This is a genomic window from Pseudomonas sp. WSY_20 (assembly GCF_043104335.1).
GTDB lineage: Bacteria > Pseudomonadota > Gammaproteobacteria > Pseudomonadales > Pseudomonadaceae > Aquipseudomonas > Aquipseudomonas parafulva_B.
On sequence record NZ_JBICKP010000080.1, the window covers coordinates 42,539 to 54,434 of the forward strand.

Annotated in this window: 8 protein-coding genes; 3 read left to right on the forward strand and 5 right to left on the reverse strand. The window is 62.2% G+C overall.

The window, feature by feature from the left end:
* Nucleotides 1–4: 4 nt before the first annotated feature.
* From ACF8E5_RS19015 to ACF8E5_RS19025, 3 genes are all read right to left on the reverse strand, one after another.
* A complete protein-coding gene (locus tag ACF8E5_RS19015; protein WP_196186348.1) occupies nt 5–961 on the reverse strand; it encodes an arsenic resistance protein in 957 nt (318 codons plus the stop codon).
* A 375-nt stretch (nt 962–1,336) separates the two neighbouring features.
* Nucleotides 1,337–2,590, reverse strand: a complete 1,254-nt coding sequence (gene glyA, locus ACF8E5_RS19020) for a serine hydroxymethyltransferase (protein ID WP_326383406.1) — start codon at nt 2,588–2,590, stop codon at nt 1,337–1,339.
* Between the two features lie 250 nt (nt 2,591–2,840).
* Nucleotides 2,841–6,710, reverse strand: a complete 3,870-nt coding sequence (locus tag ACF8E5_RS19025; RefSeq protein ID WP_196125967.1) for a bifunctional diguanylate cyclase/phosphodiesterase — start codon at nt 6,708–6,710, stop codon at nt 2,841–2,843.
* Between the two features lie 199 nt (nt 6,711–6,909).
* On the opposite strand from ACF8E5_RS19025, the gene ACF8E5_RS19030 reads away from it, so the two are divergent.
* The 3 genes from ACF8E5_RS19030 (at nt 6,910) to gdhA (ending at nt 10,866) form a co-directional block, all read left to right on the forward strand.
* The gene (locus ACF8E5_RS19030; protein ID WP_078479116.1) at nt 6,910–7,308 is read left to right on the forward strand and encodes a hypothetical protein; all 399 of its coding nucleotides are present in this window, start codon (nt 6,910–6,912) and stop codon (nt 7,306–7,308) included.
* A gap of 252 nt (nt 7,309–7,560) precedes the next feature.
* Entirely contained in the window at nt 7,561–9,228 is a 1,668-nt protein-coding gene (gene ettA / locus ACF8E5_RS19035; protein ID WP_023533201.1) for an energy-dependent translational throttle protein EttA, read from the forward strand.
* A gap of 297 nt (nt 9,229–9,525) precedes the next feature.
* A complete protein-coding gene (gdhA, locus tag ACF8E5_RS19040; RefSeq protein ID WP_145256796.1) occupies nt 9,526–10,866 on the forward strand; it encodes an NADP-specific glutamate dehydrogenase in 1,341 nt (446 codons plus the stop codon).
* A 72-nt stretch (nt 10,867–10,938) separates the two neighbouring features.
* On the opposite strand, the gene ACF8E5_RS19045 is transcribed toward gdhA, so the two are convergent.
* The gene (locus ACF8E5_RS19045; RefSeq protein WP_058638615.1) at nt 10,939–11,439 is read right to left on the reverse strand and encodes a GreA/GreB family elongation factor; all 501 of its coding nucleotides are present in this window, start codon (nt 11,437–11,439) and stop codon (nt 10,939–10,941) included.
* Nucleotides 11,440–11,509: 70 nt separating this feature from the next.
* Complete coding sequence (locus ACF8E5_RS19050; protein WP_145256793.1) at nt 11,510–11,860, reverse strand: hypothetical protein; 351 nt, start codon at nt 11,858–11,860, stop codon at nt 11,510–11,512.
* Nucleotides 11,861–11,896 lie beyond the last annotated feature (36 nt).

The window sequence follows — 11,896 nt, forward strand, 5'->3', positions numbered from 1 at the left end:
CCGCCTACGTGCGGGCGACCACTGGAAACGCCCGCACGTACACCAGCTCGCAGATCAGCTCGACCACTGTCTGCGTGATCACCGCCGCCGCTGCCAGCGTTCGTATCTGCTCTGGCAAGGCGAGCGCCAACGGCAACACCACCAACGAATTGCGCGTCGAGGCACTGAACATCACGGCGCGCGTTTGTTGTACAGGCAAGCCCATCAGCCGTGCCGTCGCCCAGCCAATCACCGGTGCCAAAAGCGCAAAGCCCAGAAACACCGGCACCACGGGCAGCAGTTGATCCAGCGCCTGCAACACGATGCCGATCTGCGAAGCGATCACCACGAACAACACGAGTGCCATCGCCGGCACCGGCATCCAGGCCCAGGCGTCGTTCCAGCGGCTGACCCGCTTTGATTTGGCCACGTGTGCACTGGTCAGCACCGCCAAGGCCAACGGCACGACGATCATCAGCACGAACGCCTGCACGAAAGGCCCGAGCGCCAGGCTTATGTGGTCGCCGTCTTCAAGCATGAGCGCCAGGTAAAGCGGCAGCAGCACCAGCTGTAGCAGCAACAGCACGGGTGTGGCGGCCAGCATGAGCCGTGCATCGCCCTTGCCCATGTGCGTGAACACCACCACGTAGTCGATACAGGGCGCCAGCAGGACCAGCAGGGTGCCGATCAGCAAGGCCGGGTGGCCTGTCAGCCCACGGGTCAACGCCCACGCCAGGACGGGCACCAGCACGAAGTTAGCCAGGAGCAAGGCAGTCATGAACCGCCGATTGGCCAGGCTCGCGCGCAGGTGCAGAAAGGGTATCTGCAGGAACATGGCGTACATCAGCACGGCGATGGCTGGCGTGATCAGTGCTTCCAGGACAGAGGCACAGGCATCGGCTACAAGGCCGAAGGCGATGGCTGCCAGCACGGTGGCGAAATAAAGGGGTGTCTGCCGGGTTTCGAGTTGGTCTCTGGTCAAGAACGTACCTGTTTGGAAAAGGCGCAGCGCTGCAGTGCGATGCGGCATTCGTCTACTGCCTTGTTAGCATCGCAGTCAGGGTCGAGCAGTGGTCTGAACGCTACGTTGCAATTGTTCCCGGCCCATGCACCAGTAAGCGTACAGACAAAGAGTGCGCTTTGTGATTCATCGCCGACGTTCAGGGACGAGCCCAGAGGCTATGCCGATGTGCGCTAGGGGACTAACCGGAATGGGTCCAAACGCAGGATACAAAAAAGCCCGGCACCTAGCTGTAATGCTTTTACTTGAAATTCTTGGGGCCGCACAGCGGCCCCAACGATCTTAAGTGAACAGCATTACGGCACCTGGCCGGGCTTTCCAGTTAGCGATCAGCGATCAGTTGCCGTACACCGGCAGCTTTTTGCAGATGGCTTTGACCTTCTCGCGCACGGCGTCGATCACCGCTTCGTTGTTCAGGTCGGCGAGGATGTCGCAGATCCAGCCAGCCAGCTCACGGCACTCGGCTTCCTTGAAACCGCGAGTGGTCACGGCCGGGGTGCCGAAACGCAGGCCCGAGGTGACGAACGGGGAGCGTGGGTCGTTCGGCACCGAGTTCTTGTTGACGGTGATGAACGCCTTGCCCAAGGCCGCGTCAGCGTCCTTGCCCGAGATGTCCTGCTTGATCAGCGACAGCAGGAACAGGTGGTTTTCGGTACCACCGGATACCACGTCGAAGCCACGCTCGATAAAGACGCTGGCCATGGCCTGGGCGTTTTTCACCACTTGCTGCTGATAGGCCTTGAACTCTGGCTGCAAAGCTTCCTTGAAGCAGATGGCCTTGGCTGCAATCACGTGCTCCAGCGGGCCACCCTGGGCGCCTGGGAAGACCGCGGAATTGAGCTTTTTCTCGATCTCTTCGTTCTTGCGAGCCAGGATCAGGCCGCCGCGCGGGCCGCGCAGGGTCTTGTGCGTGGTGGTGGTGACGACGTCGGCGAAGGGCACCGGGTTAGGGTAGACGCCGGCGGCGACCAGGCCCGCCACGTGCGCCATGTCGACGAACAGGTAGGCACCGACCTTGTCGGCGATGGCGCGGAAGCGGGCGAAGTCCAGGACCTGGGAGTAGGCCGAGAAACCGGCAACGATCATCTTCGGCTTGTGCTCGATCGCCAGGCGCTCGACTTCGTCGTAGTCGATCAGGCCGTTGCCGTCGATGCCGTATTGTACGGCGTTGTACAGCTTGCCCGACGAGCTGACCGAAGCACCGTGGGTCAGGTGACCACCATGGGCCAGGCTCATGCCCAGGATGGTGTCACCGGCCGACAGCAGGGCCAGGTAGACAGCGGCGTTTGCCTGGGAGCCGGCGTGCGGCTGGACGTTGGCGTAGTCGGCACCGAACAGTTGCTTGGCGCGGTCGATGGCCAGTTGCTCGACCACGTCGACGTATTCGCAGCCACCATAGTAGCGCTTGCCTGGATAGCCTTCGGCGTACTTGTTGGTCAGTACCGAACCCTGGGCTTCCATGACGGCCGGGCTGGTGTAGTTTTCCGAGGCGATCAGCTCGATATGCTCTTCCTGGCGCAGGGCTTCTTGCTGCATGGCTTCGAAGAGCTCGGCGTCGTACTTGGCAATGGTCAAATCACGGCTGAACATGGCGGTCCTCAAGGATCGGGGGTGAAGTGGGTGGGCATTCTACCCCATTGACCCGCCGCTGGCATATGAAGTGGCATCAAGTCGCGGACCAGTGGGGCTCATGTTGCATCCCGCGTCGTTGCTGGGCTGGGCGGGCATTCGAGTTGACTTTCAGGTCCGGTTTTGGCGTTGCCTGCGTGTGGTGCGCGACCAGGCGTGAGGGACCTCGCTGCCGTTTCAACCGCAGCGCGAAGGCAGGGTCAAGGGCGGCTCAATTGAACATGAACAACGTCTCATTGGCGAACTGTGCCTCGAACTGATGCGCCGGCATCGGTCGTCCGAACAGATAGCCCTGTACTTCGTCGCAGCCGTGCTCACGCAGGAACTCAAGTTGCTCATGAGTCTCGACGCCTTCGGCGATGACCGCCAGGTTCAGGCTGTGGGCCATGGCGATGATCGCCCTGGCGATCTGCGCATCCTGCTCACCTTCGGGCAAGCCGTCGACGAAGGTACGGTCGATCTTCAACACATCGATCGGGAACTGCTTGAGGTAGTTGAGCGAAGAATAGCCGGTCCCGAAATCGTCCACTGCAATGCTCAGGCCCAGGTTCTTGAGGCTGGCCAGAATCTGCAGCGCTTCGTTCACTTCGCGCATCAGGATGCTTTCGGTCAGCTCAAGCTCAAGGCACGCCGGTGGCAGGCCGCTTTCTTCCAGGATGTTGGCGATCCGCGTACCCAGCTGACCATCGGAAAACTGGCGCGCGGAGATGTTGACCGACACTTTCGGCACACGCACCTTGGCCTTGTGCCAGGCCTTCAGCTGACGGCTGGCTTCGCGCAGCACCCAATCACCGACGTCCACCACCAGGCCCAGTTCTTCGATGACGGGAATGAAGTCGCCCGGTGGCACCAGGCCGCGGGTGGGGTGCCGCCAGCGCAGCAGTGCCTCGGCACCGGTCAGGCGCTTGCCGTCGCCGCTGAATTGCGGCTGGTAATACAGAATGAATTCGTTCTGCTCCATGGCATGGCGCAGGTCACTTTCCAGTTCCAGACGCTCCAGGGCGCTGGCGTTCATCTCGGCCTGGTAGAACTGGAAGTTGTTTTTGCCGCGCTCTTTGGCGTGATACATGGCGGTGTCGGCGTTCTTCATCAATTGGCTCAACTCGCCGCCATCCTGCGGGCTGAGTGCGATGCCGATGCTGGCCGTGACGAAGAACTCGCGGTTCTCCAGCACGAACGGCTTGACCAGGCTGCCGAGGATGTTTTCGGCCACGTGAATGGCGCGGTTCAACGCCAGCTCGCGGGTAGGCCGGGGCTGTAGCAGCAGCGTGAATTCATCGCCGCCCATGCGCGCGACCGTATCGTCCTCGTCTACGCAAGCCAGCAAGCGCAGCGCCATGTCCTTGAGCATGCGATCGCCCGCGGCATGGCCAAGGGAGTCGTTGATAGGCTTGAAACGGTCCAGGTCCAGGAACATCAACACCACCCAGGCCTTCTGCCGCTCGGCCTGCTGCAGGGCATTGTACAGCCGGTCCTGGAACAACGTACGGTTGGGCAGGTGCGTGAGTGCGTCGTAGTAGGCCAGGCGGTGAATGCGCTGTTCGCTGGCCTTGCGCTCGCTGATGTCGGTAAAGAAGCACACGTAGCTGGCCAGGTCGCCTTCATCGTCCAGCACGGCAGTGATGCCTACCCAGGCCGGGTAGTGATCGCCATCGCGGCGCTTGAGCCACACCTCGCCCTCCCAGCTGCCACGCTGGTTGAGCTGCTTGAGGATGTAGCGCAGGTGCGCCTGCTGCTGGTCGTTCATGACCAGCATGCTCGGCAATTGGTCCAGCACCTCGCTGACCGCGTAGCCGCTGACCCGGCTGAATGCCTCGTTGGCCTGCACGATGTAGCCGGCAGGGTCGGTGATCAGTATGGCCGAGGTCGAGTGCTCGAAAACCGTCGCGGCCATGCGCAAGTCTTTCTCTGCACGGCGCTGCTGGCTGATATCGCGACCTACTCCCAGTACACCCTCGAAACGCTGGTCGTCATCCCAGACCAGTACCAGGCGCAACTCGATGGGGATCTTGCGGCCGTCGGCGCGCAGGCAGTCGAACAGGAACAGCTGGGTCGGCAACTGGCCACGCAGTTCGGCCAGTTGAGCCGGGTCGTCCATCGCCTTGCTTACCCGCTCCATCAACCCGTAGATGCCCGTGAGCTGGGCGGGGTTGGCGATGATCGAATGCCAACCGTTGGCGAAGATCCAGTCGGCGTGATAGCCCAGCACGCTTTGCACCGAGGGGCTTACGTAGTCGAGCTTGAGCTGGCTGTCGGTGGAGAAGATCACGTCACTGATGCTTTCGGCCAGCATCCGATAGCGCTGTTCGCTGTCGCGCAGCGACTGGCTCGCCTCGATCTGTACGGTCACGTCCTTGCCTACACCGATGATGCGCGTCACCCGGCCGTCGGCGTCACGAGCCAGCACTTGCTCACGTATGTCGTAGCAGCGCCAGTTGCCATCATGGTGCCGGAAACGCAGCTGGCAGTGCAGCGGCAAGTCATGGCCGTTGTCGAGCTGCTGTTGGCGCAGGTCCTGGTAATGCGCGGCGTCTTCGGGGTGCAGCAGCAGCTCCCAGAAGCGGTCGCCCATGCGGGCCAGTTCCGTGCGGTCATACCCCAGCGTCTGGCCCAGGTGGCGGTTGCTGAAGATCATCCGCTGGCTGTGGATATCCTGGACGTAGAGCTGATCCGGTACGGTACGCACCACGTCCGACCAGAACCGCTCGCGCTCAAGCAACGACAGCTCCACCTTCTTGCGGCTGGTGATGTCGCTGATGCTGAGGATCACGGCCTGGTAGTTGCGGCGCAATTGCGGCAGGCGCGCTGTGAGCCACAAGTGCAGTGCGTCGCCATGCGGAGCAGGCAGGCGCACCTCGAGCTCCAGGGACGGGCGTTGGTCGATCAAGGCCTCGAGCAGTTGCATGCCAACGCTGTCCTGGCCGTCACCGCTGTCGTCGATCAGGCGCTGCCAGGCCTGCTGGTGGTCTTCGATTTGAAGCAACTGGCGCGCTACCTGGTTGATTTCGGTGATCTTCAGTTGCGCCAGGAGCGAGCGGCGCAGGTGAGGGTCCAGCATCAGGCTGTGCTTGAGCGCGGCGCGGTTGCGCACGTGATAGCGGTCCAGTTGGCCGGGCAAACTGGACAGGTCCAGCACGCACAGGGCCACACCTGTGCCTTCGAAGATCTCCTGATAACGCCTGCGGTCTTCCTGCAAGGCCCGCTGCCGGCGGCGCATGTTGACCAGCGCCAGCACTGGGAGCAGGGCGCAGAACAGCACCAGCAGGCATTTGCCTATCAAGGCAGGCAGCAGGTCATTGCGCGCCCGGTCAGCGTCGAACAGGCCGCGCAGTTGCCAGGCACTGTTGTCGATGAACGCCAGCATGACGCTCTGCAAGGGCGCGTCGGGGCGCTCGGCGGCCAGGTCGCGTTGCAGCACCTCGCCTGTACGGCTGTTTTCCAGCAGCCATAGCAGATGGTCAGCTTCGTGCAGGTGGCCGGTAAGCGCGCGGTAATAATCAGGCGACAAGCGCAGTAGCCAATGGCCTTGGCCTGGTGATTGGCTCAGCAACAGGTACACGTTGGCGTTGCTGGGCGCATTGGTAAAGAAATACGGCCGCTCCTGGTTGAGCCTCAGCACCTCACCGATGACTGCGTGGTCGTCGCTGGCAGGTGCACTGTCGGCAACGATCTGCCCGGCATCGTCTATCCAGACCACGCTGCGCAGCGCAGGCACTCGCTCGCGCAGCGTGACCACCAGGGGCCCAGCTGCCGATGCCGCCACGGTTGGGTAGGGCTGGAGCAGGTTGATGGCCTGCTGCGCCTTGAGCGCCATGTTCAGACCCAGGTGGTCCGCCAGCTCGGTCGTGTCTTCCAGGCGCTTGTTGCGCAGTTCGGCCTGGGTCAGGCTGAACTGCGCGAACAGCTGCCATAGCAGCAGCCCGAGCAGAATCAGGGCGAGCAATGCCAGCGCACCCTTGATCGACCCGCGCAGGCTGGCAGCGGGCGCCTTGGACACGCTACGCGATGACGGCGGTGGAGTGAGTGTGATCAAGCGTCGATCCTGCGATGGGCCTGGCGATGGCAGGGAGGGGGCGGGCATGGCGTATGCTTTTTTTATGAGGTAACCGATGCGCGGTGGCGCACTATAAGCCGACCACTCGAAACCGGCTAGCATGCCTCGCATTATGGCAAAGTGCCAGTGCCATTCATGCTTCTGACCGCCCCTATTCGGCAAGCGCATGCCTGCTGTGCGAGAATACCGCCCGCTTTACATGACAATGCTTGGGAGATGTTCGGTTTTGGTTACTCATTTTTCCATCAATGGCCTCGATTCCGCCTGTGGGCGCAGCAGTCAGACCCTTGTCAGCTCTGCCGTGACCGAGGACGTGTCCTGCAAATCGTGCCAGCGCTCACTGGCCAAGCCCGAGGCAGCCACTTCTACCAAAAGCAAGGCGCCGTCGCTGGCCGAGCTGCGCAAGTCTGCCAAGGCTCCCGTCCCAGCTGCAGTGGTTGGCGCCGCCCCACATGCGCCGACGGCGGCATCGGTCACGTCCGGCACCTCTGATAACCGTGTCGGCGCTGCGCAGCCTGCGCGCTCGGGCGGGTTCTGCGTCAAGTCCGCCTGGGCGGCGCGCCTGGCCGAGCAAGGCGACCGTTGCCGACTGCCACGGGGCAAGGTGCGCCAGCGTCACGTCTGAGCAAGGGCTGCTCACCAGGCGCGGCCGCAGGGCATGATCGCTGCTGCTCGACGACCGTTCCAAGCCTGCACCGCCGGCAGATCCAGGCGTGTACAGCGCCGTGATGCCGGCGCGTTGTTGCGCTCGGCGCCTCCTATCAAATACTGCGCGTTGGCGTAGAATGGTCCACTTTGTTCAACGACACCCGACCCCTGGCAGACCCGCTGGGGCGATCGTCGATGTCTTTACCTATCTGAATTAGAGGGCTTGGTTTTGGCTCAATACGTCTACACCATGCATCGGCTGAGCAAGGTCGTGCCGCCGAAGCGGGAAATCCTGAAGAACATTTCCCTGTCGTTCTTCCCTGGCGCCAAGATCGGCGTGCTGGGCCTCAACGGCGCGGGTAAATCGACGCTGCTGCGGATCATGGCGGGCGTCGACAAGGAATTCGACGGCGAAGCCCGTCCGATGCCTGACATCAACGTGGGCTACCTGCCCCAGGAGCCTCAGCTGGACCCGAGCAAATCGGTCCGTGAGGTGGTCGAGGAAGCCGTCAGCGTCATCAAGGACGCCCAGGCGCGCCTTGACGAGGTCTACGCGGCCTACGCCGAGCCGGACGCCGACTTCGACAAGCTGGCTGCCGAGCAGGCCAAGCTCGAATCCATCCTGCAGGCCGCCGACGGGCACAACCTGGAACGCCAGCTGGACGTGGCCGCCGACGCGCTGCGCCTGCCGGCTTGGGATGCACGCATCGAGCACCTTTCCGGTGGCGAAAAGCGCCGTGTCGCCCTGTGCCGTCTGCTGCTGTCGGCGCCCGACATGCTGCTGCTCGACGAACCGACCAACCACCTGGACGCTGACTCGGTCGCCTGGCTCGAGCGCTTCCTGCACGACTTCCCCGGTACCGTGGTGGCCATCACCCACGACCGTTACTTCCTCGACAACGTCGCAGGCTGGATCCTGGAACTCGACCGCGGCGCTGGTATTCCTTATGAAGGTAACTATTCGGGCTGGCTGGAAGCCAAGTCCGACCGTCTGGCCCAGGAATCCAAACAGCAAAGCGCCCATGAAAAGGCCATGAAGGAAGAACTGGAGTGGGTGCGCAAAGGCGCCAAGGCTCGCCAGTCCAAATCCAAGGCACGTCTGCAGCGTTTCGAAGAACTGCAGTCGCAGGAATTCCAGAAGCGCAGCGAAACCAACGAGATCTACATCCCGGCCGGTCCGCGCCTGGGCGACAAGGTCATCGAATTCAAGAACGTGACCAAGGGTTATGGCGACCGCGTCCTGATCGACAACCTGTCCTTCGCCATGCCCAAGGGTGCAATCGTGGGCGTGATCGGGGGTAACGGTGCCGGTAAATCCACCCTGTTCCGCATGCTCATGGGCAAGGAACAGCCGGATTCGGGCAGCATCGAGATCGGTGAAACCGTGCAACTGGCCTGTGTCGACCAGAGCCGCGAGGACCTGGACGGTGCCAAGACCGTGTTCCAGCAGATTTCCGACGGCTCGGACATGATCCGTATCGGCAACTACGAAATCCCGTCGCGTACCTACGTGGGCCGCTTCAACTTCAAAGGTGGCGACCAGCAGAAGTTCGTCAAGGACCTCTCGGGCGGTGAACGTGGCCGTCTGCACCTGGCGCTGACCTTGAAAGAGGGCGGCAACGTCCTGCTGCTCGACGAACCGTCCAACGACCTGGACGTCGAAACCTTGCGTTCCCTGGAAGAGGCACTGTTGGACTTCCCCGGCGCCGCTATCGTGATTTCCCACGACCGTTGGTTCCTGGACCGCGTCGCGACTCACATCCTGGCGTACGAGGACGACTCGAACGTGGTGTTCTTCGAAGGCAACTACACCGAGTACGAAGCCGATCGCAAGAAGCGCCTGGGCGACGCCGCTGCACAGCCGCACCGTGTGCGGCACAAGAAGCTGGCGCAATAAGCCAGATTTTGCTGCACAGAAATGGGGCCCTCAGAGGCCCCATTTTCGTGCGTGTAGCACAACTGGCGCGATTCTTTCGGTAGGTCGTGAGAGCCTACGCCAGACCTTCAGGCGCCTGGGATCTGGCGTGTGATGGTTGAACGATCGCCCCCATTTTTCCCGAGGGTTTGTATACATTTACATAAAACGCACCAAATTATTTCAATAAAACGACATTTCGCCCTGTTGCAGGGCAATTGCTTCTTGGTACATTCGGGAAAAACCAATAAGTCCAATCCTCTTGGTGAGATGTCTACCATGATCGAATCCGTCGACAATTTCCTTGCACGCCTGCAACAGCGGGACCCTGGCCAACCGGAGTTTCACCAGGCTGTCGAAGAGGTGCTGCGCACCTTGTGGCCCTTTCTGGAAGCCAACCCGCACTACCTGCAAGCGGGCATTCTCGAACGCATGGTCGAGCCTGAGCGTGCAGTGCTGTTCCGGGTGTCGTGGGTGGACGATCAGGGCAAGGTCCAGGTCAATCGCGGTTACCGTATCCAGATGAACAGCGCCATTGGCCCTTACAAGGGCGGCCTGCGCTTTCATCCTTCGGTGAACCTCAGTGTTCTGAAATTCCTGGCATTCGAGCAGGTCTTCAAGAATTCCCTGACCTCACTGCCCATGGGCGGTGGCAAGGGTGGGTCTGACTTCGATCCCAAGGGCAAGAGCGACGCCGAAGTGATGCGCTTCTGCCAGGCCTTCATGAGCGAGTTGTACCGTCACATCGGCGCCGACTGCGATGTACCGGCCGGGGATATCGGGGTAGGCGCCCGTGAGATTGGGTACATGTTCGGTCAGTACAAGCGTCTGGCCAACCAGTTCACCTCCGTGCTGACCGGTAAGGGCATGACCTATGGCGGCAGCCTGATTCGTCCGGAGGCCACGGGCTATGGCTGTGTGTATTTTGCCGAGGAGATGCTCAAGCGCCAGGGCCAGCGCATCGACGGTCGTCGCGTGGCGATCTCGGGTTCGGGCAACGTCGCGCAGTATGCGGCGCGCAAGGTCATGGACCTGGGGGGCAAGGTGATCTCGCTGTCCGATTCCGAAGGCACGTTGTACGCCGAAGCGGGCCTCACCGACGCGCAGTGGGAAGCGGTGATGACCCTCAAGAACGTCAAGCGCGGCCGCATCAGCGAGCTGGCCGAGGAGTTCGGCCTGGAGTTCCGCAAGGGCCAGACGCCGTGGAGCCTGGCCTGCGACATCGCGCTGCCATGCGCGACGCAGAACGAACTGGACATCGAGGATGCCAAGGCGCTGTTGGCCAACGGCTGTATCTGCGTTGCAGAAGGCGCCAACATGCCGACGACCCTGGCGGCTGTGGACATCTTCCTCGAGGCGGGCATCCTCTATGCGCCCGGCAAGGCGTCCAATGCCGGTGGCGTTGCGGTGTCGGGCCTGGAAATGTCGCAGAACGCCATGCGCTTGCTGTGGACTGCCGGCGAAGTTGACAGCAAGCTGCATGGCATCATGCAGTCGATTCACCACGCCTGCGTTCACTTTGGTGAGCAGGACGATGGCCGGGTCAACTATGTGAAAGGGGCCAACATTGCGGGCTTCGTGAAGGTGGCTGATGCAATGCTGGCCCAGGGGGTCGTCTGATTGGGTGAGGCTTCGCAGCCCATCGCCGGCTACTCGGGTATTGAGCGGCCTCGGCGGGCCGGCTGCGGTGGGCTATTGGCCCGCCGCTTCGATCTCGATGATCTCGATGGCCTGTTCACCGACAGGCCGGCGCCATGTCACTTCATCTCCCGGGGCTGCGCCCAGCAAGGCCCTGCCCAGAGGTGATCCCCAGTTGATCAGGCCACGTGCCGCGTCAGCCTCATCTTCCCCAACCAGGCACACCAAGTGTTCCTGGTCCTGATCGTCGATGAACCTGACGCGGCTGCCTATCTGCACTTTTTCGGTGGACAGAGCTGCCGGCACCACCTGGGCACTTTGCACCCTGGCGGCGAAATACCGCAGATCCCGCTCGACTTCGGCTAACCGCTGTTTGTCGGCACGCTCGCCCTGAGCCTGCAATTCACTGCGCAACGTATTGAGTTCGGTCAGGCGCCGTTGCAGCTGGCGCAGGCCGTTGGCGGTGACGTAATTACGCTGGTCGCTGACACGCCGCTCGACCGGTTGGTCGGCCTGGGCGGCGGCTTGGTCTTCGTTGACGAATGCTCGGCTCATGAGTGCCTCCTTGTGCAGAAGACCATCATGGCAGGGGCAGGGTTTCAAGCGATGTCCAGCTGCGACACCTTCAGCGCCAGGCGCGGGCGGCGCCGCGGTCTTTCTCCTGCTGCCACTGACGGTCCCGTTCGTCCCAGAAACGCTCGTGGTAGCGCTGCTGTTCGGCGCGCTCCTGCATGGCCTGGCATTGGCGAAAGCCATCGTCCCAGCCAGCCTCGTACTGCCGGTCTTGAAGATAGCGCGGCACATTCTTGCGGAAATCACCCGCCGGCACGCCCGCGGCCTGACGGCCGCTGCTGCACCCGTCCTCGAAGCCATCGGCGTAGGCAGGGGGAAACCCTTGGCCAAGCATCTGCTCGTGAGTCGTTTCGCACCCCGACAGCAGCATCACCACGCACAGACCCCACCAGAACCGCCCCATAGACCTTGCCCTCATGCCATCGAGGTAAAGTCTAGA

Excerpts from the sequence above, each read along its gene's own strand:
- glyA (WP_326383406.1), bottom strand. The coding sequence starts at position 2,590 with ATGTTCAGCCGTGATTTGACCATTGCCAAGTACGACGCCGAGCTCTTC.
- ACF8E5_RS19025 (WP_196125967.1), bottom strand. The coding sequence starts at position 6,710 with ATGCCCGCCCCCTCCCTGCCATCGCCAGGCCCATCGCAGGATCGACGC.
- gdhA (WP_145256796.1), top strand. The coding sequence starts at position 9,526 with ATGATCGAATCCGTCGACAATTTCCTTGCACGCCTGCAACAGCGGGAC.
- ACF8E5_RS19045 (WP_058638615.1), bottom strand. The coding sequence starts at position 11,439 with ATGAGCCGAGCATTCGTCAACGAAGACCAAGCCGCCGCCCAGGCCGAC.
- ACF8E5_RS19050 (WP_145256793.1), bottom strand. The coding sequence starts at position 11,860 with ATGGGGCGGTTCTGGTGGGGTCTGTGCGTGGTGATGCTGCTGTCGGGG.